General features: G+C 51.3%; 24 protein-coding genes and 3 pseudogenes. 16 read left to right on the top strand and 11 right to left on the bottom strand.

Annotated features, from left to right (window positions below; translation table 11 throughout):
* Positions 1-19: 19 nt before the first annotated feature.
* From PSH88_RS04530 to PSH88_RS04550, 6 genes are all read right to left on the bottom strand, one after another.
* The gene (locus PSH88_RS04530) at positions 20-502 is read right to left on the bottom strand and encodes a Mov34/MPN/PAD-1 family protein (RefSeq protein ID WP_305425104.1); all 483 of its coding nucleotides are present in this window, start codon (positions 500-502) and stop codon (positions 20-22) included.
* Positions 499-2,283: a ThiF family adenylyltransferase gene (locus PSH88_RS04535; RefSeq protein ID WP_348529752.1), complete on the bottom strand. Its 1,785-nt coding sequence runs from the start codon at positions 2,281-2,283 to the stop codon at positions 499-501. Before PSH88_RS04535 ends, PSH88_RS04530 begins: the two co-directional genes overlap by 4 nt.
* Positions 2,267-3,520 carry a nucleotidyltransferase domain-containing protein gene (locus PSH88_RS04540; protein WP_305425106.1) on the bottom strand — a complete coding sequence of 418 codons (1,254 nt, stop codon included), beginning with the start codon at positions 3,518-3,520 and terminating at the stop codon, positions 2,267-2,269. Before PSH88_RS04540 ends, PSH88_RS04535 begins: the two co-directional genes overlap by 17 nt.
* Positions 3,520-4,686: an SAVED domain-containing protein gene (locus PSH88_RS04545; RefSeq protein ID WP_305425108.1), complete on the bottom strand. Its 1,167-nt coding sequence runs from the start codon at positions 4,684-4,686 to the stop codon at positions 3,520-3,522. Before PSH88_RS04545 ends, PSH88_RS04540 begins: the two co-directional genes overlap by 1 nt.
* A gap of 167 nt (positions 4,687-4,853) precedes the next feature.
* On the bottom strand, positions 4,854-5,126 hold the full coding sequence (locus PSH88_RS30390; protein ID WP_370694675.1) for a hypothetical protein: 273 nt from the start codon (positions 5,124-5,126) through the stop codon (positions 4,854-4,856).
* A gap of 60 nt (positions 5,127-5,186) precedes the next feature.
* The gene (locus PSH88_RS04550) at positions 5,187-5,522 is read right to left on the bottom strand and encodes a YegP family protein (RefSeq protein ID WP_305425109.1); all 336 of its coding nucleotides are present in this window, start codon (positions 5,520-5,522) and stop codon (positions 5,187-5,189) included.
* 304 nt (positions 5,523-5,826) lie between these two features.
* On the opposite strand from PSH88_RS04550, the gene PSH88_RS04555 reads away from it, so the two are divergent.
* From PSH88_RS04555 to PSH88_RS04575, 5 genes are all read left to right on the top strand, one after another.
* Complete coding sequence (locus tag PSH88_RS04555; protein WP_305425110.1) at positions 5,827-6,516, top strand: response regulator transcription factor; 690 nt, start codon at positions 5,827-5,829, stop codon at positions 6,514-6,516.
* A 56-nt stretch (positions 6,517-6,572) separates the two neighbouring features.
* Positions 6,573-8,573: a sensor histidine kinase gene (locus PSH88_RS04560; protein ID WP_305425111.1), complete on the top strand. Its 2,001-nt coding sequence runs from the start codon at positions 6,573-6,575 to the stop codon at positions 8,571-8,573.
* A 483-nt stretch (positions 8,574-9,056) separates the two neighbouring features.
* The gene (locus PSH88_RS04565) at positions 9,057-9,428 is read left to right on the top strand and encodes a hypothetical protein (protein WP_305425112.1); all 372 of its coding nucleotides are present in this window, start codon (positions 9,057-9,059) and stop codon (positions 9,426-9,428) included.
* A complete protein-coding gene (locus tag PSH88_RS04570; RefSeq protein WP_305425114.1) occupies positions 9,425-9,673 on the top strand; it encodes a hypothetical protein in 249 nt (82 codons plus the stop codon). The genes PSH88_RS04565 and PSH88_RS04570 overlap by 4 nt, the downstream gene beginning before the upstream one ends.
* A 137-nt stretch (positions 9,674-9,810) precedes the next feature.
* Complete coding sequence (locus tag PSH88_RS04575; RefSeq protein ID WP_305425115.1) at positions 9,811-10,365, top strand: hypothetical protein; 555 nt, start codon at positions 9,811-9,813, stop codon at positions 10,363-10,365.
* 92 nt (positions 10,366-10,457) lie between these two features.
* Here PSH88_RS04575 and PSH88_RS04580 read toward each other — a convergent pair whose 3' ends face one another.
* Entirely contained in the window at positions 10,458-10,823 is a 366-nt protein-coding gene (locus tag PSH88_RS04580) for a histone-like nucleoid-structuring protein, MvaT/MvaU family (RefSeq protein WP_305425116.1), read from the bottom strand.
* A 193-nt stretch (positions 10,824-11,016) separates the two neighbouring features.
* Here PSH88_RS04580 and PSH88_RS04585 point away from each other — a divergent pair.
* Together PSH88_RS04585 and PSH88_RS04590 are read left to right on the top strand one after the other, a co-directional pair.
* A pseudogene (locus PSH88_RS04585) lies at positions 11,017-11,286 on the top strand (DDE-type integrase/transposase/recombinase); the annotation flags it as partial.
* A gap of 149 nt (positions 11,287-11,435) precedes the next feature.
* Positions 11,436-11,801, top strand: a complete 366-nt coding sequence (locus PSH88_RS04590; RefSeq protein ID WP_058886542.1) for an avidin-fold protein — start codon at positions 11,436-11,438, stop codon at positions 11,799-11,801.
* Positions 11,802-11,817: 16 nt separating this feature from the next.
* On the opposite strand, the gene tnpC is transcribed toward PSH88_RS04590, so the two are convergent.
* The 3 genes from tnpC to tnpA all read right to left on the bottom strand — a co-directional run bounded on the left by tnpC (position 11,818) and on the right by tnpA (position 14,077).
* Positions 11,818-13,365, bottom strand: a complete 1,548-nt coding sequence (gene tnpC, locus PSH88_RS04595) for an IS66 family transposase (protein WP_305425117.1) — start codon at positions 13,363-13,365, stop codon at positions 11,818-11,820.
* A 62-nt stretch (positions 13,366-13,427) separates the two neighbouring features.
* On the bottom strand, positions 13,428-13,763 hold the full coding sequence (tnpB, locus tag PSH88_RS04600; protein ID WP_305425118.1) for an IS66 family insertion sequence element accessory protein TnpB: 336 nt from the start codon (positions 13,761-13,763) through the stop codon (positions 13,428-13,430).
* Positions 13,760-14,077 (bottom strand): IS66-like element accessory protein TnpA, encoded by a 318-nt coding sequence (gene tnpA, locus PSH88_RS04605; RefSeq protein ID WP_081625541.1) that lies wholly within the window; start codon positions 14,075-14,077, stop codon positions 13,760-13,762. Before tnpA ends, tnpB begins: the two co-directional genes overlap by 4 nt.
* Positions 14,078-14,177: 100 nt before the next feature.
* Here tnpA and PSH88_RS04610 point away from each other — a divergent pair.
* From PSH88_RS04610 to PSH88_RS04635, 6 genes and pseudogenes are all read left to right on the top strand, one after another.
* Positions 14,178-14,576 (top strand): annotated as a pseudogene (locus PSH88_RS04610) (DDE-type integrase/transposase/recombinase); the annotation flags it as partial.
* 47 nt (positions 14,577-14,623) lie between these two features.
* Positions 14,624-15,976 carry a hypothetical protein gene (locus PSH88_RS04615; RefSeq protein ID WP_305425119.1) on the top strand — a complete coding sequence of 451 codons (1,353 nt, stop codon included), beginning with the start codon at positions 14,624-14,626 and terminating at the stop codon, positions 15,974-15,976.
* A 566-nt stretch (positions 15,977-16,542) separates the two neighbouring features.
* Positions 16,543-18,300, top strand: coding sequence for a hypothetical protein (locus tag PSH88_RS04620; protein WP_305425120.1), 1,758 nt, complete (start codon positions 16,543-16,545; stop codon positions 18,298-18,300).
* Positions 18,301-21,408 (top strand): AAA family ATPase, encoded by a 3,108-nt coding sequence (locus PSH88_RS04625; RefSeq protein WP_305425121.1) that lies wholly within the window; start codon positions 18,301-18,303, stop codon positions 21,406-21,408.
* 482 nt (positions 21,409-21,890) lie between these two features.
* Positions 21,891-22,247, top strand: a complete 357-nt coding sequence (locus PSH88_RS04630; protein ID WP_305425122.1) for a hypothetical protein — start codon at positions 21,891-21,893, stop codon at positions 22,245-22,247.
* A 125-nt stretch (positions 22,248-22,372) separates the two neighbouring features.
* Positions 22,373-23,338, top strand: coding sequence for a hypothetical protein (locus PSH88_RS04635; RefSeq protein ID WP_305425123.1), 966 nt, complete (start codon positions 22,373-22,375; stop codon positions 23,336-23,338).
* 72 nt (positions 23,339-23,410) lie between these two features.
* Here the strand turns inward: PSH88_RS04635 and PSH88_RS04640 are convergent, their stop codons facing one another.
* Positions 23,411-23,584 (bottom strand): hypothetical protein, encoded by a 174-nt coding sequence (locus tag PSH88_RS04640; RefSeq protein WP_305425124.1) that lies wholly within the window; start codon positions 23,582-23,584, stop codon positions 23,411-23,413.
* On the opposite strand from PSH88_RS04640, the pseudogene PSH88_RS04645 reads away from it, so the two are divergent.
* The 3 genes and pseudogenes from PSH88_RS04645 to PSH88_RS04655 form a co-directional block, all read left to right on the top strand.
* A pseudogene (locus PSH88_RS04645) lies at positions 23,583-23,846 on the top strand (transposase domain-containing protein); the annotation flags it as partial. The gene PSH88_RS04640 and the pseudogene PSH88_RS04645 sit on opposite strands and share 2 nt — an antisense overlap.
* Positions 23,847-24,191: 345 nt before the next feature.
* The gene (locus PSH88_RS04650) at positions 24,192-24,416 is read left to right on the top strand and encodes a hypothetical protein (protein ID WP_305425125.1); all 225 of its coding nucleotides are present in this window, start codon (positions 24,192-24,194) and stop codon (positions 24,414-24,416) included.
* A 163-nt stretch (positions 24,417-24,579) separates the two neighbouring features.
* Positions 24,580-24,804 carry a hypothetical protein gene (locus tag PSH88_RS04655; RefSeq protein WP_305425126.1) on the top strand — a complete coding sequence of 75 codons (225 nt, stop codon included), beginning with the start codon at positions 24,580-24,582 and terminating at the stop codon, positions 24,802-24,804.
* The last annotated feature ends 13 nt before the right edge of the window (positions 24,805-24,817 follow it).

Raw genomic sequence — 24,817 nt, forward strand, 5'->3', positions numbered from 1 at the left:
TCTATTTTTCATGCAGCGTTTACCTGAGCCAGGTTGCCTCGACATACTTGCCGTCCCGAAATGACCAAGCCTTGATACCTTCTGGCTTTTCGGACTTGCCGACGATAATGGCGATTGGGTGCGGCAAGTCTTGCGTGTAGCGGGCAGCAAATCTGGAGAAGCTGGCTACATCAGCAGGAGAAATTACTGGAACCGATTGGGGATGCGTATGCCAGTACCCCACCAGCCTTAATCCTTTTTCATTGGCATCTTGAATTTCTTGCCGGCAACGTCCCGCATCCAACTCTAGCCAATACCAGCCTGACCGATCGGACCGATGGGGTGGCGTCGCCAAGGCCAGCAACAAGCCAGCCGGGTTAACAGGATCGACGAATAACTGTCCCCCTCTCTCCACGCTCAAAAGACCTTGGCGGTGTCTATCCAAAATGTCGGCTACGGTTTGCGACACCAAGAGTTCAGAGTTGACTCCTGGCCATCTCCAGCGCCAAGCGATATCCGTCACGCCATTACTTCCTTGTGTTCTGGCCATCCACGTTCCAGCAGGATTTGTTGTGCCCCATCAGGCAGCTCAGGACCGTGGTATTCACCCCCTAGGATTGGCACGTCATTAGGCCTGTAGATACTGCTGACCCAAGTTGCATTTTCAATATTTCCGGTCAGCGAACGCAGAGCTGTGTGCGCGACCATCGATGCGATGTTCGTCATCCCCAGAGATCCGCCTGGAATGAAGCTCTCCCCGCAGGCGGGAAGTGGAACGACACCTCCTCCCGGCCATTCGGTGAACTTATGCTTAAAATCGCCGCTGTCCGTGAATAAATGCGTGCCATCAAAGGCACCCTTTGGCGCGAAAAGCGCGTGCCCCACCTGAGTGTGTGGTTCGCTCCAGGCTTGTATCAGCCCCCAGGAGGCGCCGCTGGACTTGGCTCGCCAAACCGTAACTTCTGATTGCCAGTCGGCTGTCGTAATCACGACAAGATCCGCAGAATCGAATACTTCTGGTTTGCTGCTCATCACAACTTCAGCGAACGTCGGATAAGCAGTGCATTCTGTAGTCGGAAGATCTCTAAGAATTTTGTCCCGCAAAGCTGTTGCCTTCAGGCTTCCTAGGCTATCCGCTCCTAGGGCGTGTCGACCAAGGTTGGCTGATACCAAGGTGTCGGGATCGATGAGGGCAAGATGGCCGACCCCGGATCGCGCCAACTGCATTGCCACCGCACTGCCTAATGAGCCAACGCCGACACAAACTACCCGAGCATTCTCAAGGTGCTTTGCAGTGCCGCTTACATCGCGGGACAAAATAGATGCCCGATCAAGCACGTCCAAGGCGGTTGTCAGGACAAGCGCCGGGGCATGTGCGCCTGCCATCGCTGGACGGCGGCGCGCAGTGCGCAATCCAAACCTTGCCCCTCGCTCTGCCTGTACGCCATAGGAGCGAACATTGAGGCAATAGATCGGAGCGTCTATACCCCCGGGAAGCTCCATGACGATCCATCGACTAGCCAGTGTTCCGTGCAGGTCAAACCATGCCAGCAGTTGCTTGGCATCATCTGGCTGAAGGTGAGGCGTAAGCCAGGGCAACAACTCCTCTGGATCAGGAGTACGAATATCCGGATAACTTTGAAGCTTGACGTAAAACCCCGGAGTTTCGGCCGCGCGAATTACAGTGGAGCGTCCGACTGCCCGTCTGTAATGTTCTTTCAATGCTGCTGCGTTCGAGGCCATCCAAACCGTTTCCTGGCCGGATGGCAAAGCCCGCCGCGGATCGCTGAGAGCAAACAATTCCGAGGCAGCTCTAGGTCGATCCAAAAGTAAGAGGTTTTGGAATGAATTGCCGTGCTGAAGAGACCAGTAAGTAGTGATTTCATTTTGGAATTCGATATCGCGCTTCGCTTGGCTTGATCCCATCTCAGATAAAGAAACTATCTTGGCCAAACGAGCAAGGCTGTCCTCTACTATGACTTCTGGGGCGCCCATGATGGGGCGCTCCTGAAAGCCGTGAAGGCAAAGTCCAGACTTCGTGGCATGCGGCCAGACCAACCATGGTGATGGTTCGACATTGAGCCGCAAAGGACCGCGGGGGAAATTGGAGGGAAACCCAATACGCAACCGCCGCTCTCGCCCCGTGTAATCGATCGGTAGAGGAAAGTGAAAGGACGCAGCTTCATCAGCCCGCATTGGTGCGGGCTGAAGCAGTGCATCAGCAGCATCCTGACCTAAGACATTTCGCAGCGCGGAGATTCCGCGCTGTAATGGCGTTTTAATTGGATCAGCCAAGGCGTCCAACTGGCTTTACGCTCGACTGAGGGTTTCCACCACCGCTGGCTCCGCCGAAAAGCGCGCCCATCGAAGCGGCGTTTCGCGTAGTGCCATCCGGTCGACCGGGCATCGTCCAGTTGGCTGGGATCTCATTGTTCACTGCCGTGATGAACGCCGGTGCCATACCGAAGTTCTCTTTCACTGCCTTGGCAAAGGAGTCCGTGGACTCGAAGCTCTCCAAGCCTAAAGACACCGATGCACTGGCGTCAGCGTGCCACTTGGCGAATGCCTGGCGGTAGCCTTGGCCCTCGCCAGGCCTGTTCCACTTCTCTGCAAAATTCTCCCCGGTGTCAGCGGGGTTGCAAACAAAGCAGTCAGTGCCTCTTTTAGCAATATGCTCCGGCATCCTGCGGACAATCTCCAGAATCGCATCTAGCGGCGGCAGCGGTTTCGACTTGGATTCTTTCACGACATCTAGGTAGGCATGGGTCGCTAGGGTCGTGATAACCGCCGATATGGGGCGGGTATCCGCGCTCTTGGTTTTGATTGCCCATTCGTCACGATGTCGTTTTAGAAGCTTGATGGTCGCGCGCAGCGGATCCTGATCGATATAGTCCTCGTATTGCGGAAGCGGAGCCTGTGTCGCCTCATCAAGCATCCGCTGACTTTTGGCAATGACGAGGCTCTCCTCCAGAGAAATTACCTGGGCAGAGGCAACCTGTAACCAATTCGAGTAGGGAATAGGACTACTTGCTTTCCAACCTGTGACCCGATCCGGCACTTCGAGCTTCCCCTCGCCGTTTCCTTTGCCATTTCCGAGAATCGCTCGGGCAGGCGTGACATCGATATGGAAGCCGGGATTTTCATCAGAGTAAACGATCCGAATGCCGCGACGGAGTTGCTTAATCTCTTCCTGAACGCGAGAACCTTTCCTGAACCGTTCTTCAATCGCGTCGAGAATCTCTTTTGCACTGGCGCCTTGAGCATGAGGCAGCCAGATGATTGCGTCCGCATCAATGGTGTCAAGATCCGCAGGCGCGCCTGGAATTGGCTTGATGGTTGTCTTCAGGCGCATAGAGCCCTGAACGAAAATATGGGCCTCAGCAAGCAGTGGATTGTCGGAAGCCGAAAGGATTTTTTCCAGCTGTGAGTAGCGATCGTTGATCTTTTCGTACTGCGCTTCCGACAGTGAGATATCCCGCGCGGCGCGAAGCAGAAAATACTCCCAGCTGTTGCGCTTGGTCTGTTCGTTGCTCAAAAGCATTACTTGGCCTCCCGGGCCTCGAGGCCCAAATGCAGTGTTTGCGTAAACCGATTTTGGTTTTCTCTGTCCCGATCAAAAATCAGGTATTGATGCTGATGCTGTGTGGTCAGCAATGCGCCAAACTCGATGGCCAATGCTGCAGGGATTGCCGAAAAGACGTGGATAGGGTTCGGAGTCATAGCTTCAAGTTGACTCAGTCGAATCTGAAGCGCATCGCGAAAGGCATGAATCACCCGGCGGTTCTGAACCATCGAGTAGCTTGGTTCTGGAATCGTCAGCTCCGCGATACGCGCACCTGGTAGAACATCGGTCACGTCGCGAATTGGAATTTGCGCAGAAATGGAAAGCACCAGCGCCAGTGGACCATCGCCGTCCGACGGTGGAGTAAACAAAAACTCGGGGGGCTCAGCGGATTGATCGGGCCAGCGCAGAAGATGCTCTCGGCTAAAAGAGAAGGTCAAACGCTTGGAGCGGTCGCCGATAGTCTGCCCCAACAGCATCAGCGCAGGAATATCGGCTAAGCCCACTACCGCCAGTGCAGGCGCGTCGCCATAGGTGCCACCACGACGAGTGATTTGCTGCTCCAACCGATGCTGGATGCTGTCCGTGATGTTCTGCCAATAGGTCGCATCTCTACCTCGTGGTCCGGGCGCAGGGAAAGTGATCTTGATGCCATGGTCGAATGCGGTTAATCCCTCAGCAGACATAGCGGTCAATAGATCGCGAACGGGAATGTCGTTGATCGTCTGGAAATGCTGGCTTTGTACGATTAAGGGAATGGCTCTGCCGCCATCGGGGGTCGTTGCGGCGAGTCGGATGCGTTCTAGGTACGCTTGGTGCAAACCGCTCAAATCTTTTTCAGGGTAGCCATCTGCGTCACGATCAATTTTGTCGTGACAGCCTGGGCACAGAAGCATCAGGTTGGCGGTATCGTTCGTATGCGCCTCAGCATCGTGATCCGTGCGTCCACGGGGGCCTCTCGGACTGGCTGGCAGAATATGAGCCACCTCGCCCCATTTCATCGGATTGCCAGCACGATAGTCGAAGGTAAGATCTGTGCCGCAAAGTTCGCAGTGGCCGGCAGTCTGGATCCATACGATCCGCTTCGTTTCATCGTTAGTGTTGAAACGCCCATTCGCAGGCTTAGATTCTTCTTTTTCTGCCATTCGACCTTTCCCCAGAGAATCCATGTTTAAAACTGATAGTGGCCAGATATAATCATATTGAGATCATTTTGTGCGATTTCAAGAAGGGCACATTAGGGTCTAAATTTGGGCCCTTTTTTTGGCCGCCTTTGTCGGCGGCCGCGTCAATATTAGGCGCTAGGTGCGAGCTATCGAGAGGGCGGATTTTTTGCGATCCAGGCATTTGTACCAGCCATAGCGTTTGAATAATGATGGTTCCTCGTGAGTTCAGAAACCCAAATTCTGTCATCGCTATCTACAAACTTTTTAAGATGGTCATGCAATTCCTTAGCCGTATTATTAACCGCTATCAGCCAGAAGGATTCTTGCGTCCGATGTCCGCCAAGACGTGTCAGCTCATCTAATAGCAGCTGATAGTTTTTGTTTCTAACGAGATCATACGACACGGTATAGCTTGTCATTCTTACCTCCAAGCAAGAACATTGTGGCCTATCGCAGTGAACGGGCTGCTATCGAGCGCTTTAGGTGAGGTCGACAATCGGAGCATTTTTCCCGTATGTTTTTACTGCGGCGATGCCCTGGTCTCGAGCGTAAGTCGAACTGTAGGTCTGACTAGTGCCAATTATCTGATTGTTCGCTGCGCGCAATACAAAGTACGGGCGCTGGTTTTGTGCGGTTCGTTTTTCGTAGTACTGGTCGAAGGGCGAGTGAGTTTTGCATGAGGCAATCCCGTTCTCGCAGCCTGATTTTTGAAGGTAGCCCTCGCTAGCGAGAATGATCTCGTTATTAGGCGCCCTCAGACGGAAGTAATACTGCTGATTCTGAGTAGAGCGGAAGATCTCGTAACGTTCGGTCATGGTGAAACCTCTCTTTTGGCCTCAACGCGTTGAGGCTATGTATAGATTGATCCAACGCTTTAGCGACGCATTGGTCTCGGCCGGCTTGATGGCTTGAACTCAAGGCTACGCAACGAGTCGTTAGGGTTGAAGCTCGCAACAATTGGATCCAGACACTCGCGTTAGCATGTGTAGCGGATTTCCAGATTTTTGTGAGCAAACGCAAGATTCCAACCTCTAACGTGAGCAAACACTCACGAAGGCAGAGAGCCGTAGGGGGGGCATAACTGGTACCCTTCCCCAATATGCGCACGAGGTAAAAAGCATGAGAAAGATCGCCATCATTGAAGACTCTGTTGACACGAACAACGCGTTGGCTGGCTTCTGCAGAAGCATCGGGAAGGACATTGTTGTAGAGCAGTTCTATGATAGAGAAAGCGCCGAAAAAGCTATTGTTGAGTCAAGCTATAGTTTGATTGTATTAGATATTGAGTTGTCGCCCGAAAGAAATGCTGGAGTCGGCATACTTCGTACAAACATCATTAATCACAAAACTCCCGTAATGGTAGTGTCAGGGCTTGATCCATCTCTTTATCGAGGGGTAATGCGTCAGTTGGACGTATGGGATTACATGGAAAAGCCGATTCCACCTGATGGACAAGAGTTCATCGAGATGGTGCTTCAAGTATTGCGGAATAACGGCGCCCCAAATACGGAAGATAAGGAAGCACTAATAACCTACGATCATTCGACTGGGAAAATGCGATTCAAAGATAAGCCTTTGAATATTCCGCAAACGGCCAAAAGCATCCTGTGGCGAATTTATGACCGTAGAGGATCCTACGTACCATACGCCGGATTTTATGAGCTCGTAAAATCCGGAAGAAATCCAGAAGCGATTCGCCAGCACGTCAAGATTATACGAGACGCTCTGGAAGAAGTAGGTGAGTCGCCAGAACATGTTGTTGTGATTAGGATGAAAGGTGTTCAGTGGCAAGACTTGGTCAATCCCTAATTAATCTCAAAGCTAATCTGCGAAAAGCTAAGGCTCGTATACTCATAGTTGGGATTATGAGTCTTATGGTTTTAGTTTTGTTCGTTGGTACGATAGCTGTCCTTAGATATAGCTATGTGCCGGTGGCCCGGCAGTACCAAGGCACAGTCCAAAGAACACTGCAGCGTGTTGCAGCTGAATTTGAGAGTTTAGATGGGAAAATAGCGTTCGCTAATGTTAATGAGCAGATTTCTGATGGCTATGGAATTCCTTTAGCTAAACTGCCGCTAGAGTTTTTTAATGTCATTCCAGGGCATATAGAGGAAATTAAACCTCTCCGCGCTTGCAGTTTTTCGACTGTGGCAGTTCCAGATAATCAGCTATGCGCTGGCGTTTTGGAAAACCGAGCTTATGGAACGCTTGTCTACTTGCGCGGAAAATTCCAGATCAACGGTACTCTGACGTCGCCAATTTATGCAAAGTCCCCGTTCACTGCGCACCACTTCAGTATCGCGATTACGGCGAAAGGCAATACAAGCTACTTTTTAGCTACCTTCGATCCAGTTCGTCGCGCTAACGTCCCAGAGAAAGGAATTTTTTCTCCTGCATGGAGCATCGCGGGGTTTAAAACCCAAGTAGAGGGGGCCGGACGCTTTACTCGTGAGCCTGATATTAAAGGGCGCGTATTAGCCCATGGGGCCTCATTGACGGAGGCAGGTGCTTACGAGTTCATACTGCAAGTACCACTATATGCCTATAGTGAAGGCGCGAATGTCACCAGCAGCACATGGCCTCCCGAGGACATATCGAAAGCGCGCGTGATCTTGAAGCTAGTTGGCCCAGACGGTGATGGCCCTGGGCAAGTACTTATGGACGGTTCGACAATGAACCCAAAGGCCATATTTTCTTTTGAGTCGATGGGGCAATACCTCGCGCCAGGGGAAAGCCTTAAATTTTTCCCTCCAGGTCACGATTTACCAGTCGAGGTATTCGCAAATGGCAGTAGCAGCGTACGAGATGGAAATCGGTCGGCACTAAGCAAGTTGGCAAGCATAATAGTAGAGTTGGTCACTCCCGCCGTCTCAACTCAGAAAGCTATACAGCTTTCAAATGGGGGTAAAATTGAATTGCAAGGAAATCCTGCGTTGGTGCTTGGTGGTTGGAGTGCAGCAGCGAAAGCAATTATAGCATTTGCCTTTATTTTTGGCGTGATCCTTGTACTCAGCGGCTTTGCAATTTACTACTTTGTCGTGGCCCCACTCAATCACGTACGACGTAACACTATCTATATGCGTGGGCGTTATTCGGATGCTGAAGATTTCAAGTTGCCCCATACCATCTCCAATCGTCATGATGAAATTGGCGTGTTGTGGGTTAGCATTGAGGACTTGCACAGATCAATCACCACCTATGGGCGGGAAGCATTGGAGCATGCGAAGAAAGAGAGTGACCTTCTTCGCGCCATAGGGCATGAGATTAAATCTCCCCTACAAGACCTTTTGCTACGGCACAACAACGTTGACGATCCAAGCGCGAAAAGTTTGAAGCGAATTTCCTATGCGCTAAAAACATTGTCTAATACGTACTCTGGTCAGAGCTCGGAAAAAGTTGTGGGGCCTAAAGAAGCCATTAGTTCATCACGCGGAAATATTACCAAGGAAGACGTTTCCGAATACTTGGAGAATGCTGCTGAGTCCAGCGATGGAATCATTACGTTCAACAAGTCCCCAAGCGTGCTGTACGTCAGCGCCGATGGCGACATGTTGGAAGCTTCGCTGATGGCAGTATTAAATAACGCGAAAGAATTTCGAAAAGCGGATACGAATATCGTTTTACAGATTTTCTCTGACTCCAATTGGGTCTTAATACACATCAGCAACCAAGGTCCACACATCCCTTTTTATCCTATTGAAGAAGTGTTCGAATATGGCGTGAGCAGTCGGGATGTAGCAGGAGACCATCAGGGCTTAGGTCTATTTATCGCAAAACAGTACATCACAAAGATGGGGGGGGATATTGCTGTTAAGAACGTCAAGGATGGTGTGCGGTTCGAAATTAAACTAGCCAGAGCGCATTAATGCTTTCATCTAGAGGCTGAGGTGTCCCGAGGCAGCGATTCAGTCAGGAGATGATTGCCCCTACGTGGCGTTTGAAGCAGGAACAGCATAGGTCAGGTGCCTGGCAGGAAACGTTCAGGATTTCTGTCAAGTAGGAGGATTTTGCAGACAATGTTTATCCAGCATTGTCTCTCTTATCGAACAGAAGTTTTGGGCCGAGCTCAAGCCCTTGGGAGAGTCAGCAACCGGTTCAAGTGGACGCTCGGTGGGTCAGCGCAGGTACACTTAAGCTTCTTTTCTTTACAAGCCGTTGAGTGGTGGTTTTCGGGGAGCCGCCTTTTGTGCTGTGGCCAGGCTACAGGATGCTTGTACCACCTAAAGCGGTGAGTCGTTGCCATTGCGGTAGTGCCAGAAAAACCACAGAATTGAACACAGTTGGATTTGTGGGACTGTCGAAGCGATGCCGTATAGCCAACCATGACAAGAAGCAAAAATGGAGTTTTTATGCACTGGGGAACCTGGCTGATAGCGCCTAAAACGAGGGCTTCAATCAATTTGGTGCTGACCATTTTGATCGGATTAATATCGAGCATATTGGCCACCCAAATAATGCCTCAGGGGCAGTTGAATTGGAAACTTCTTCATACAGCATCCGCATTTTGGGCTTTAATCGTAGCAGCAGCAGTGCTCCTTAAGTTTCAGTGGTATTGCATTGGTTTCGATGAAGATGTAACAAAATTTGGTGATTCCGCACATTGCATAGCTTACATTCGGAAGGCTCAACTGGAAGGAGCCGCACGGCATATCCGTAAAAATCCAGAACAGGCAATGCTGATGGATGCAAAAGACCTCCTTAAGAAAATGGGGATCAAATGAAAGTACTTGTCTCGAAAAAATTCCAAGATAAGGCAGAGCGACCAGAAACCCTCATTCGCTTTTCCTTCGAAAAAATGGTTTCAACATTGGAACGCCTAAGCCCAAGCGGTTTAGAAAGAAGTGGGAGTGTGCAACGTGTACGCGGTGTGAGCGAAGAGATATATGTAACGAGGGTCGATAACTTCCGTGTTTTTTTCACGCGTCAAAACGACAAACTTGTGCTGCTAGATGCTGAGCTGGTTTAGTTGTCGACGACGAATTACAAGGCCCGTTGTAGAATCTCTTTATGGGTTAAGGCTCGAAAAATTGTCATTTAGTTGGAGCGGGCTTTGAAAAAGTGGAGATTTATTTCCCATGAGTTGGCGTATGTACCGTGTGGTGGATGTGGCTCCTGATACTTGGTATTCCCACTCTATGGCTTATGGTCGGGGTGTTTGTCCACTTCGGTGTTCTTGATAAAGACAGTCCAGGCTGGGTGCAGGCAATTGGCTCGATTGCTGCCATCTTCGTGGCGGTATTGATCACGCACAGACAGGGTGAGCAGCAGACTATGGAGCGTCGCAATAAGGACCGAGTTGTATCCAACCTAATTGTTGGGGTCGCTACGCGCGCGGCGGCAGTTGCAAGCTTATTGTTCCATAGTTTCAATGATTTGCAGCTGCAAGTGCAGGAGACAAATGAGGAAATCCTTACCACTGTCGAGTCGCAGGTGCTTGCACTGCGGGGAATTAACCCTATGGATCTTCCGAGACCAGAGATGGTCGAGCCATTCCTCAGAATTAGAGCGATCATGGAGCAGAGCTATGTGATGGCCGGCTTGCTGGCGAAGGGGCGAGACGGCTACGTCGACCGGCTTCGCTGTGCAACTGTCTTTGCGCACAACTCCCAGGCTGCTCGTATAGCTGCAGAGGAGTTGCAACAAGCGGCTCTAGACTGAGCGGGAGTGCCGCTATCCGGAAAGCTAAATCAGATCAAGTAAGAGTTACATAAAAAAGGCCCCTAAGTGGGCCTTTTCTAATTAGAGAGAAGTTACTTGGAGAGCCAGGACTCGACGGTGGCTGAGTCGTATTTTGCTTTCCACTCCTTCAATGTTTTGTGATTGCCGCCCTTGGTTTCAACGACTTCACCAGTGTGAGGGTTCTTATAGACCTTCACCTGCCGAGGTTTACGAGTGCCGATTTTGGATTGCGCAGCAGGCGCGCGACGAACTGCGTGCGGATCAAGCAGGGTGATCACATTTTGCAAGCTATAACCGTACTCTGCGAGCAAGGCGCGCAGCTTCGACTCGAATTCAATTTCCTTCTTGAGACCAGCATCACCCTTCAGCGCTTCGAGAGCTTGGAGTTGCTCTGCGAGGTGTTTTTCAAGCTGGCGGAACTCTGCGAGTTTAGACATGACGAATCTCTTTCCAATAGATGCCTAACAGTATATTGCAAAATTGAGCCATCACACTCAATTAGCCATGAGCGCAATGGACGCAATCCCATATTCTTTCCTTTGTCGTACCCAGTAGCGTACGAGCGAAATCACTCGGAGCGAGTACGTTCCCCACAAACAGCACAACTGTCAGGGCCAGTGGTAACCGTTCTTATCCACAGTTGGTGAGAGCTGTGGCCGTCACCGGGTGGCCAGGTTGATGCGTCTTGAAGGTTTACGCTCTCAAACTGGGTATCGACGGAGGCCGGGGAAACATGGCGGTAAACCAGCCGTTGCCTCACCGAACTTACTGAAGCGCCAATTCGATGTCAGAGAGCCCAACAAAGTCTGGGTCACAGACATTACCTACATCCGAACAGATGAAGGCTGGCTGTATTTGGCCGTAGTGCTCGATTTGTTTTCACGCCAGATCATTGGTTGGTAAGCGGGCGGTGAACACATCTTGCGTTTTATCGTCGTGAGTTGCAGCTCCAGGGATAGGCAAGCAGACCTATCATCAGGCACGACAAAATGGCTTAAGATCATCGAAGACTGTAATGGAACATTTCGACTAAAAGGACGCGACATCTTATGGAAATCCCCCTTGCTCAAATCAGGGAGCGTTTGAACAATCGCCGATTTACGGTAGCGGGTAACGCCCACGGGCTATCCGGTGCTGGCACAGTATTTCACTACCATGTCGAAGAAGATTCCATTTGGGGTACTTATCAAGGTGGCCGGATCCGTATGGGTCATCAAGTCGGACGCGTGACTGGCCCCGATACCATTGAGCTTCTTTATCATTGCTTAACTACGGATGGTGAGATTCTTGCTGGCTGGTCTCGTGGCACGGTAGGCGTTGATCACGCAGGACGTACCACTCTGATGTTCGTATGGGGTTGGTTGTCGGGCGCGACTGGAGGTGGGGAGTCTAGCTACGTTGAGCTTGCTGCGTAGTGGTTAAGCTTTTTGATTACGCTCGCGTCCATCTGTGCGGTAGCAACTCGGAAATCTCACTGGACTGCTGCGTCGGCAGGCGCGTGAGAACATCCTTTAGATAGGCGTACGGGTCATGCCCGTTGAGCCGCGCCGACTGGATCAAGCTCATGATCGCCGCAGCCCGTTTTCCGCTGCGTAGCGATCCTGCGAAGAGCCAGTTTTTGCGGCCAAGAGCCCATGGTCGGATCTGATTCTCTGCCCAATTATTATCAATGGGTACGGCCCCGTCATCGAGGTAGCGTGACAGCGCTTCCCAGCGTTTCAGGCTGTAATCGAGTGCTCTGCTAATAGCCGAACCTTCGGGCACAAGATCACGCTGGGCGATCATCCAGGCATGCAGCCTATCCATCACGGGTACGGCTTTTTCTTGCCGTATTCGGCATCGTAAATTCGGCTCCAGGTCGCGCACTTCGCTCTCGATTTCGTACAGCAACTGGATGTAACGCAGGGCCTGCTCGGCGAGCTGGCTTTTGTTCGTGGCGTGCAGTTCGAAGAACTTGCGCCGCGCATGGGCCATGCAGCCGATTTCGGTAACACCAAGTTCGAAACTGGCTTTGTAGCCGCCAAAATCATCGCAGACCAACTTACCTTTCCAGCCTTGCAGGAAGTTGCGAGCATGCTCACCGGCGCGGCTGGGGCTGAAGTCGTAGACGACAGCGGCTGCTTCGCAGAATTGGCTGGTGGCGTAAGCCCAAACATAAGAACGGTGGGTTTTCTTCGAGCCCGGAGCAAGCATTTGCACGGGTGTTTCATCCGCGTGCACGACCTGCTGCCCGATCACTACGTCACGCAGGGCATCGACCAAGGGCTGCAACTGCACGCCTGTAACACCCACCCATTGAGCCAAAGTGGAGCGTGGAATCGCCAAGCCGGCACGACCAAAAATCGATTCCTGACGGTAAAGCGGAAGATGATCAGCGAACTTCGCGATCATGACGTGGGCAAGTAATCCGGCAGTCGGGATGCCCTTGTCGATGACCTGCGCCGGTACCGGTGCCTGGATCAGCGTTTCGCAGTCATCGCAAACCCACTTGCCACGAATATGGCGTTCAACGGTAAACACGCCCGGCGTATAGTCCAGCTTTTCGCTGACATCTTCACCGATGCGCTTGAGTGCGCAACCGCATAGGCAGTGGGTGTTGTCCGGTTCGTGGTGGATCAACGTGCGTGGGAACTCTGACGGCAATGCCGTGCGCTTGGGCTTTTGCTTTTTCTCGATCGCCGCTGGCGCTATTTGCAAGGCTTGAAGCTCGGCCTCAATCGCCGCGATATCGGTATCGATCAGGTCATCAAGCAGGCTGGCCTGCTCAGGATTCATCTGCTCGCTGCGCTTGGCAAACTTCAAGCGCTTGAGTTGTGCGATCTCGTGGGTCAGCTTCTCGATCACCGTTTGATCGCGGTTGATCTTCTTGCCCAGTGTTTCGACCGTCTTGCCCATGGTCTCGACCTGCGACAGCAACTGCGCAGCGAATGCACGCAGTTGATCGGGGGGCATTTGATCGAGATTGGGCGAGGAAGTCATTCCGTGGATTTTACCAAAGCAGATCGCTTGCGGCAGTAGGCCAAGGCGCTAATTACAGCTTCTTAAAGCAGTGTGATTGCACCGCCTGCTCCAACGCGTTGCCAAGGTAGACCGAGCACCAAGGCCTGAAGTTGCTCGTTATCCAGCTCCATTTCGTAGCCTTGTCGAATGCCAGGCCAATGAAACTTGCCTTGGTTCAATCGGCGTGCAGCCAGCCAAACGCCAATGCCATCATGTACCAGCACTTTCATGCGGGTAGCGCGGCGATTGGCAAACAGATAAGCGCAGTGCGGCTTCGCCGCACCGAACACCCCAATCACTCTGGCCAGCGCAGTTTCAGTGCCTGCACGCATGTCCATGGGCTCAGTGGCGAGCCATATGGCATCGATACGAATCATTGCGTGAGCCCACGGACAAAGCGGGCGCATCCTTCAGGATCAGAAGTTGGCCATTTCACTGTGATCGATTGATCGCCAAACGGCAGATCGATTACCGCCGACGTTTCACTCTGCCGTTTTGGCGTAGATTTCACTGGAATAAAAGCAGGTAGCACCGCTGGCGGCTGATCCCGGTACAGCGGCATCCACTTTCGAATGACGTTGGCGTTGATGCCATGACTGATGGCGACACCGGAGATCGTCGCGCCTGGTTGCAGACATTCCTGAACAACCTGGGCTTTGAACGATTTGGGATAAGAGCTTCGTTGGCGCATGGAATTCCTGACGTTAAGGGCGATAGCGTCCGCTTAAAAATACGCGGACACCATCGTCCTTAATGCTGGAGTTCGGAAGGTGTGTTCGCCGGCCCCTTACATTGGTTGGTCAATGAAGTCGCAGATGACCAGCGACATAGCCATTGATGCACTGCTGGGCGGTTTGGAGACGTAAGCCGAAGCAAGAGGTGATGATTCACTCGGATCAAGGCAGTCAGGGCAGCTCAGACTGGCGAAGCTTCTTGAAAGCTAACAACCTGGTAGCCAGCATGAGTCGTCGAGGTAACTGCCACGACAATGCTGTGGCGGAGAGCTTTTCCAGTTGCTAAAGCGGGAACGGATCAAGCGTAAAATCTACACTACACGTCAGGATGCTCGGGATGATGTGTTCGATTACATCGAAATGTTTTACAACCCAAAGCGACGTCAAAGTTTCAACAATCAGCTGTCACCGGTAGAGTTTGAAAAGCGTTACGCAGCGAGCCTGGAGAGTGTCTAGAAAACCCGGGGCGATTCACTCAGCGATTTCAACTTCAAAAGGATTCTATGGAGACTAGACTCGATCAAATCTTCCATCCCGTAGGGCACGGAACATTTCTCACCGGCAGAGCTCACTCTCGAGATGGGCAGAGCTCCTTCACTTGGGCTTATGACTGCGGATCCAAGCGGCCAAACCGTATCAAGGCGGCGATAGATGGTCTAGCTTCAGGTCAATGGGGACGGCATTGGGCGCAGGGCAAGGATATTAATCTGTTTGTTCTCTCCCATTTCGACGATGACCATGTGAATGGTGTAGAGAAGTTTCTAACGACATGGACAATTAGATGGCTGGCTCTTCCATTCACGGATTTGGCCCAAAAATTAGCTGTAGCTGCAGGTTTAACTGGTGAATCCTGTTCATCCTCTACTGCTCTCTTTCAGCTTTACCCCAGTCATTGGCTGGCGGTTAGAGGACTGGCTGAACGTGTTGAAACGATTTTAGAGGTTGAAGGAGGCATAGCCAAAGACCTCCCAAACGATCCTGAACGTGGTGGTTCAAGGCAAGATCTTAATCCACCCAGAGATGCAGGCGGTCCTTTCGAAGAACACACCCCTAGACGCGAAGCACGTCGAGACTTGGAGCAAAACTGGGCAACCGATCTTGGATCGCAAATCGTACCATTATCAATGGGCCCTTTATCTAAAGATGCTGGTCCGCTAGTTGCGAAGCTCAATCACAGCCGTCCTTTTCGTGTGATCAATACAAACTTGGAGTTTATGTTTTACAACTCTGACCAGCCGGATGTTTGTAGAAGCCTACCGACAGGAGAGCGTGTTGCGCGTCGCTCTGGCGCTACGATGTCAGCGGTTGACTCCGAGATCCAAGATATTGTTAAACGCTATCGGGTGGGGTTACCTAACCACAAGCCTAAACCGCATTGGCGCGATAAGCTGCGTAGCATTTATGACAAGCATTTTGGGCAGTCAGCTAAAGCGAGGAATAACATTTCTCTGTGCCTACTGACGCGCATGATCCGACCATGTGATTACTTCTGTCCTCTTTGTGCTGTCCATGGCACTAGGCACCCCCAACCTCATGTCGCAACCTTGCTTTTGGGAGATTTGAAGGTGGACTCACTGACAATCCAGTCCATGGCGAAGCATTTTGGCTCGCAGCGTTGGAGACGCTTGAGTGTTGTCCAGGTACCCCACCACGGATCTGCTCTTTCCTGGAAGCCTGGGAACGCTAGGCTTTTGCAAGCAGCGACATATGTGCAATGCGTTCCAGATACCTCACCGTATCACCCGCACAAGGATGTTGTTGCTGACATCGGTGCGCGTCGAATAAAGCGTGCAGACTATCGTAGTGGTTTACTCCTTAGCTATCACCGCTGCCGCTTCTTAATTTACGACATCTGACAAAATCTGACGTTGGGATTGGTCTATAAATCCTGTTTAATTCAAGGGAAGCTGGTGTCACCAGCTTCCTCGCCTTCGTGCGGACGATGTCGGTTGGAGACATCGAGGCGGGGATACGATTCTTCATGCCCTGTGAGAGGCGTTCGATACACACCCACTACTGCGCTATGCGTACGTTATTCAGGCCCTATCAGTACACCAAATCAGGGCGAATTTTCAGCTTGGCATCACGCAGCTTGCGAAAGTTTTTGATGGTCAGATCAGCGAGGTGATTGGAGGTCTTCACCCTTGTTTTACGGATGAAAACCTTTTCGAATTGATATGCGCAATAGGGCGTTACGTTAGACGAATATATCCGTAATGCGCACACGCTTCTTCCAGAGTGCTCCTGCCATCGGCCACCACTCGGCGCCGTCGGCGTGGCCAGTTTATTTAACGTGTTGTTTGATGCACGCGTCATCTAGCCATTACCTAAACCTTGTTGTCTTCTCTTCACCGAGTTAGTGGCAAGCTGCTACGATGCGGCCGGCAAAAGAAGCAGGCGATAGCCGCTGCAGGGAGGCGTTATGACTATTTCCATCCGTGACGTGGAAGGCGTGCTCCAAGCCCGCTTGCTCAGAAATCCATCTCTCGATGCGCTGAACCCGAACGACCAGTCGTATCGCGCGCTTTTACTTCAGCCTTCCGGTCCAATATTGGCTGACAACACCCGCATCGGTCCGCTCGACCTTGCGTTCGCCGATAAGCAGGCTACGAATTTCCTTGAGCTGGCCTCAGAGAAAGGACACCACCTCGTTGTAACCCCGGAGTACTACCTCCCAATCGAGACTCTGGTGAAGTGTGTTCAGGGCCCCACATTCCCCGCTGTCGGAGCCCTTTGGGTGCTGGGTTGTGAAAGCATGACGCCAGCTCAACTCGAGAGGTTCGAAACCGACTGCAATGGCTACTGCGATGTCATCTTCGAGAAAGACACATCTGCGGCCATTCAGGGTATCTACTACGATCCCGTCGCCTTCTGCTTCGTAACGAAGGACGCTGATGGGAAGGACCGGCGCGTGGTCCTCTTGCAGTTCAAGACGATTTCCTCGAGGGATCTGCACTTTTTCGAAAACAAGAACCTTCGCTGCGGTACTGTCATCTATCAATTCAAGGGGGTGGATGAAGAGCTCTCGCTCGCAACCATCATCTGCTCAGACTCCTTCAAGGTCTCACCCGACGAAACGCTTCGCAGGAAACTCTCACGCAACGCGACGCTGCTACACATTCAGCTGAATCCGAAGCCTAAGCACACCGGTTACATGCGCTATCGCGTCGACACGTTCAACAAAAGTAAGGACCTAAACAACTGCGACATCGTCTGCTTGAATTGGGCAGAGAACATGGTCCAGGTTGATGAGCCCGGCGGCAATAGCGAAGCATGGAAGAACGAGAGCGGGTCCGCCTGGTACATCTCGGAACATCGCTGTTCATCTAACGATGATGAGGTTGAGAAAAACGAACAATGCGGTCTTTATTTTTCGCGTCACGTTAACCAGCGGCATGTGCTCCACTTTCACTTCGGCGCAGCTGCGTTTGAATTGACCGTCGCTAAGATTGTTCAACTGGGCCACCGCGTGCACGACAACCATCTCGGACCAAAGATGGATGTTCGGTACACCTGGCATGATGACCATCAGGCCTGGATGCCCAACGCAGAAAACCCTGACCCGGGCTTGTCAAATCTCTTCGCACTTTCGCTTGATGTGACGTCGGCGTTCTCAAGCCTGAAGACAGTGAATAGCCGACTACAGGTGGAGCGTGCAATTGCGCTTTCCTGCGGTCTCTCGAAGTGCAAGGAAACCTGGTTCAAGGCTGGCGAACTTGACGCATGCAAACTGGGCGAGGACGAAGTTGTGCGACGCGTGACTCTCGCTCTGGACCGCGATGTAGCTGCGCGCAATGCCCGTGAAAACAGCATCAAGAAGGTTGCGGCTCTGAACAAAATCTTGGCCACGAAGAAGCTACCGCGTCAGATTCACGACCTCGGTGGCGGTGAAGCTCGCATCATGTGGCGACCAGACTCACCGCATGTGAACGTCTTCAAAGATGGGAAGCAGCCGGCCTTGGTCGCTTATCTAGGAATGGATCCGAGCTCAGAGATGATTAAAAACGTGAGTGACGCTGCGTTTGAGTTGCTGCGCCGAGAGAACAACGATAACCACAAGCACCGCATCGCGGTCTGCTATCACACGATAGATGGGCAAGCCGAGTTCGCACCAATTTCCAAACTCACTGACATCACCCATGGGGGCGGCAGCGCTACCTCCATTGCAGAGGCGGACTAAATGTTGGAACTTCAGTCAGTTCGAGAGAAAGTCTTCGCACTGCTCAGTGACGTTCAGAATATCGATGATGCGGTGGTACGAGGCGAGCGCTGCCACGAAGGCAAGTGCTACGCCATCGCCTATGTGGATCTTGCCGATAACGTGGTTGGTCGCGCTGGCGAACTATACGACTTTCAGGAGCGAATCCTGGGCGACGATTTCTTCGGCACGCCTGGCGACTTGCGATGGAACAAGTACCTTTACATCGTTGCCGGCCCGAAATCGCTACGCCATGATGACTTTGAAAAAGCGAAGGCGACTATTGAGTCGGACAAAGAGTACGCACGCAAGCGCGTCGTCTCCGAAGAAGAGCTTGAAGCGTTGCTTGGCGCCGCCCAGTACTTCACACCAACCGACACTGGCAAGGACTTCAACGTCGTTGGCGAATGGGAAAAGCGCCTCGCCGCCGCAGATTTGGATGAATTGCTCGATCGACCTACACGAAAGGACGTTGTTGAGCGCATCGGCACCCGGTCAGCCAAACGCGTACCCGTCGCAGACAAGACCCTGACGCTAAATCCATCCGACGCCCTTCTTACTCAGAAATGGCTCGCATCCATCTCGATCGATCAGTTCCGTCCAGTTCACGACGGGAAGTCGTACACCTTTGGCCAGGTAACCCTCATCGTTGGAGCCAACGGTACTGGTAAGACATCGTTGCTTGAAGCTGTCGAATATTTCTACTGTGGTCATAACCGTAGGCAGGGGAACGCGGTCATTCCGAAAATCTCCGGCTCATTGGTTGGTAAGACTGAGGCGCTGGTAGCCTCGGCAGAGGCCGGTCGAATCAGAGCTCGCTGCTTCAGTTGGTATAATCGGGACGAACGACTTGCAAAGTCGATTCTGAGTGCATTCACTCGATACAACTTTCTCGATACAGATGCGGCATTCAGAATCTCGACAGAATTAGAACCATCAGAAATACCAAGTGATTTGAGCCGATTGCTTGTCGGTGCGGATGCCTCAATGATCTGGGACTATCTCGGCAAGATTTCGCCTGAGATCGAAACCGCCCATGAGCGTTCAATCATGCGAGTCGACGAAAGTCGGCAGAGGCTAGAGATTGCTCAGAAGGAGCTTGAGGACACTCAGAGTCGCCCCTCGGACGGCAAAGCTCTCACAGAGGCATTTCGCGTAGCCTTGGAAGGGCTTAATTGGAAAGCTCAAAAGGTAACGGCGCCGCTAGTCACAGAAGAAGAAGCAAATGGCCTCGCGGAGGCACTCGGCCATCTGAAATCTGTACTTTCGGCGGGTTCAGCCGTGGTGTCTATTGACGCGATTTCGACGCGCGGCAAAGAGATAAACCAGGCATTGGCGCTTGCTATTCCGCTCGAAGCGGATCGAACAAAATATGTGCAGGAAATGAATCGGCTTGCTAAACATGCAGCTGCCTGCGAAGAGGCTTGTGAAACCCTAGATCGCTGGCTGACCTACGTGAATAGTGGCTTCGCCATCGCCTATGCTCGTGGCAAGAAGGCCAATACAGCGGTAGAAATCGCCCAGGGCCGATTGGGCCTGTACGCGACAGGCGATATTCCCAAAGTACCTCAAGGGTATGCAGCCGAAACGCTGGAGTCTGCAATTCGCGACGCAACCTTGGATGTCCAGGACTGCATTGATCAAGTGATCAGTTTGGATAATCTGGCTGACAGCTTTGGAAAGGCAGCATCCGCTCGAGCGCTAGCTGCACGTCAACTACGATCCGCTGCAGTGGCATCGTTCAACGCTGGCCATCCGGAAGACGATTGTCCCATTTGCCGGGCCAAATATTCACCCCAGAAGTTGGCCGATCTTGTTGAGCAAATCACACAAACATTAGAAGAGACCAACGAGCTCACAGAGGTCACTTCTAAACTTTCCGAAGCTCAGGAACAGCTCGATTTTTTTCAAGATAAAGTCCGCCTCATTGAGAACCTGCAGCGAATAGCAAGTGCCATTGACCTAGCACCAGATGCGCTTTGCTCTGAGGTTCCCGCCCGACTGGCAGAACTGCAATTCGAGTTGGCGAGTGCTGAGCAAGAACTTGCCTCCGCCAGAATTGACTGGAAGGAGCTAGCCAACTCAAAGTTGACGGCACGCGAGCACGACGACCTTCGGGACATTGTCACAACGCTTCTGCTCACGTCTGAAACAGAGTTCGATACGGTAGCTATTGATGAAGCACGAGCTTCGTTTCGCGAAGCCGCTGCTGCAGCTCATAAACTTATAACTCAGAATTTCGAACTGCATAACTCCCTTGAAAAACAGCTTTCTGGTCTCAGTGCTGCTGCCACCGTCGAAGGTTGGCAAACACGAGCCCGACCCAATGCAGGTATAGAATCTCTAATAACTATGCAAGGTGAAATCGAATCGATTCAGACCCGAATTGATGGTTTACAAAGTTTTTTGGATATAGATGACAGCGCAAACTTTGCTGATTTAAGTATCGGGATAATTGGCGCCACTCGGATCCATTCTGAAGCGATGGAGGCCGTCAAAATGGAAAACATGGCGTCTAGCAAAATTTCCACACTTGTCGAGCAGATTGAGCACCTGAACCGGCAGCTGAACGAAAACTTGGAAAAGGCGGAAAACTATCAGGTCGCCAAAGAAACTCTGGAGCTGCTTCGCAATGAGTGCTCTCTTGAACACGCAACGCAAGAATCGTTGAGCGCCATCAGCTCGCAGATAAATGAAATTTTCAGTCGCATCCATGCGCCGAACGAATATGAATATGTTGGCCAGGGAGAGGCACTCCTCCAGACATCGGGCTCACATGAGAAACGTACGCTGGAGCAAATAAGCACAGGGCAACGTGCAGCGTTTGCGCTCTCTGTATTTTTGTCGATGAATCGTAACGCAAGCAAGGCACCGCCGGTCCTTCTGATTGACGACCCGATCGCGCATATCGACGATTTAAACGCACTGTCCTTCCTAGACTATCTACGCGATTTGGCCGTGAACTCCAGTCGACAGATTTTTTTTGCTACAGCAGATACTCGTATCGCAGCGCTCTTTGCTCGGAAATTTAGCTTTCTTGGAGAATCGTTTCAGAGCATTCAACTAGAGCGCGGGGTGGATGGGGGCTAAGGATAGTGAGCGCAGCCAGAATCTCCTCACCGCGGGCGGCGATGTCCAGTTATGGATACCATAGCCTTTAATGCAGTATGTACAGTTGATGCGGTGAGCCGAGTCGTTGATTTGAGCGAATAGGATTAATTCAAGATGATGCCTATACCACTCAGTAGTGTCTATTTGATATCATCAGCCCCTCGTACTCTCAAGTGCTTAGTACGAGGGGGGAGGTCTGCACATTCAGGGGTGTGTCTCTGTAATAAGCAGCAGGCACGATGCGCCCTCCCTTAATAATATGTTGAAGCGGAATTTCACCTATTAGTAAGTTTAGGAGAGCAAAAATTTTAAAATATCTTATTGCCCTGGTGCCTTCAATTCTTGTGTGCGGATGCGTAGCTCAAACGTCTGACAATTCCGGTCTGTCTAGTCGAGGAATTGGGAAGTGGCAGGCAGAGGTAGTCTGCAAGAAGATGGGAGTGGATACACGTGATACTATCATGTTCAAACTCAGCCCCGGCGAGCTTCCATATTCCCAGCACGGACTTATGGTATTCCACAGTCGAGATGAAAGTGGTCGTAACCTTGGGTTTTCTACATATTTTGTTCTTGTTAAAACGACTCCGTTGACAGGTGGAATAGCAATTGATGCAGATCACCGGATAGTTAAAAACGGCCCTGATGTAGATACTTTTTTTACAAAAATGGCTGGTGAGGATCAGCGGAAACGGGGAGAGTTCACCGGCCCTGACACTATGAAACTCAATATGTGTGGTCGTGTAGAAAAATTTTACCGAATTGCGAACTACACTCGACTTGATCAGCCGCCACCGCTAGAAAGAGTTGATTATAATTAGCAGATAAGCCAGCGCTGCTATCGGACCTGCATTCACCCTCGATTCTTTTCGCTAGGTCTTGATCCTATACGGACCAATAAAAGGTCTTCACGCCAACGCTCCATTTAGTAATATTATTAAGAGATATGATAAAAGTCGAACAGCAACTCGAGAGCATTCATCAGGAACTTCGTGGAAGTGTGCAGGACCTGACTCAGGAAGAGCAAAAATCGTTGAAGTACTATATTCGCGACATTCATCAGCGCTTAAGCGAATGGCTGAGCGTACAGGGGAATGAAAAAGACGAACGCAGTTATGAAATCAGTTGGGCTCTTGGCCTGGTCGGTACTGTCGGTGTCCTTCTGGCGATCACTCGATCCGCTGGCAGCGATATTGATTGGGTGCGCGAGCACACTTTGGCATTTAGGCTCTGGGCGGTAGTACTGTGCACCCTTTTCGTTGGGGTGTCATTGGAGCGCTCCGCGGTGGTGAGGTCCCTGTGGGGTTTTACCATTACCAAGTTTTTGGTTTCGATTATTCTTTCCGGTGTGGTGCTCTACGCCCGAGGCAAAGCTGCGGGCTACATCAATGGAGTATTTCACATAGATGCTTCCGCGTTGCCCTTCACATTTGTGTTTACCACCGCACTGTTGGTGCTTAAGTTGTTGTTGCCGTTCGTACTTACTGTGGCATTGATTTTTTTACTGGTTCACGCTCTGATTGTAGCCGGCTGGTTGAAGGGTAAAGTTGATGGTAATACTGCTACTGCGGCCCCGCTTTTCTCGTTACTGTCCGCTTTTGTGTTCGGTGTAATTCTCTATTTCGGGTGGAGCTGGTCCGGTAATCAGATAGCCGACTCCCGGGTGCCGGAAAAAGTCTATTTGATGGCTCATACGCTGGACTTTAATTACTCGCACGAATGCGCCAATGTGGCAGCGACTCGGCCGGTACTCTTCCTCGGACCTGCTCAGGAGTCCGTGCTGGTTGCCCCCGAAAAGCTGGCTGATTTCAGTTTTACCGATTTCTTTGAAGGGGGAGTGAAAGTACCGACTAGCTTCGTGCGTCAACGATGCGACTACAAACCGGCGTGGGCTGTGGATGAGTCGAATTAGGATTGTGCTGAGTCCGTTTGTTGTATCGGTCGTTGAGTCCACAGCGGCCGTTCGCTAGCCGTTGCGAATGTGTCACTCCGGCGTCATGAGCATCGCAAGCACCATGTTGATGAACTCCTCGTTCTTGCCGATTGTATCCAAGGCACCGCGTACGTTGGCTGTCACCTCCGTAGCCCCTAACTGGCCAAGCAATTGTCCGATCAGCCTATCATCGTCTCTGACACGTTCTGGCAAGATCGGCGCCATGACTTCGCTGCCCGACCTCGATCAACTGACCCCCGAACAACTGCGCGCTCTGGCTGCACAGTTGTTTTTTCAGGTCGGCGCTATGGACAAGAAATCCCAGCACGACAAAACGCTCATCGAGGAACTCACCCACGAGATCACGCAGCTCAAACGCTTTAAGTTCACCAAGCGTAGCGAGCAGATGAGCCTGGAGCAGGACAGTTTGCTCGATGATCTGATCGATACTGATATCACGGCCATCGAAGCTGAGCTGGAGTCATTGTAAACAGTTCCAGCATCGGCCCAGATATTAACTGATTACGTCTGGCCACAATCGGTATCGCCATAGTAGAGGTCTTCACAACCGAAGGAGAGTGGGAGGGATCCAGACGGTGTTCGTTGTCGCAGAAGCTTTGAATAGCGAATTGCTAATCTCTAGGCGCAAAACGCCGCCTTAATAAAGCTGCGAGGCTGTAGTACACACCGAGGAAAATCTCGACTTGCTTTAGCTCTGAGAGATAATTTTCTTATTTCGTTATGTGCTGATGACAACATTGCAATGAGCTAATCTCAGTTCCGTGCATAAAACGTGAATGAGCGTTTTTCTTAACTAAGCTGAGGGAATGATATGAAAAATATTACGAGTATCGATCACCGCAAAGTGATGCAGTCTGCCCAGACGCTAAAAGCCAATCCCCCACTCCCATCCGAGATCACCAAAGACCCGATTGCATTTCTTGAGGCACAAGGCATTACTGTTGGCGCGGACATCGAAGCGATGATCAAAGCCAAAGGTATGTTTCCTCTCGCGAAAGCGCCAAGACAAGCGGGCATATTACACATCGATATTTAGTGGCACCCATAAATAAAAACCGAGGGAAATCTCTGCTTGCTTTGGCTCTGAGAGAAATTTTCTTATTCTATTATGTGCTGGTGACAACATTTTAATGAGCTAAGATCAGTTCAATGCGCAACACGTGGATGAGCGTTTTCTTTAACTAAACAGAGGGAATGATATGAATAATATTACGAGTATCGATCACAGCAAAGTGATGCAGGCTGCCCAAGCGCTAAAAGCCAAACCCCCACTCCCATCCGAGATCACCAAAGACCCGATTGCATTTCTTGAGGCACAAGGCATCACTGTTGACGCGGACATCGAAGCGATGATCAAAGCCAAAGGTGTGTTCCCCATCGCGAAAGCGCCAAGACAAGCGGGCATAGTACACATCGATATTTAGTGGCACCTATATG

Origin of the sequence: Pseudomonas wuhanensis, assembly GCF_030687395.1 — a bacterium.
In the GTDB taxonomy this organism is placed as follows: domain Bacteria; phylum Pseudomonadota; class Gammaproteobacteria; order Pseudomonadales; family Pseudomonadaceae; genus Aquipseudomonas; species Aquipseudomonas wuhanensis.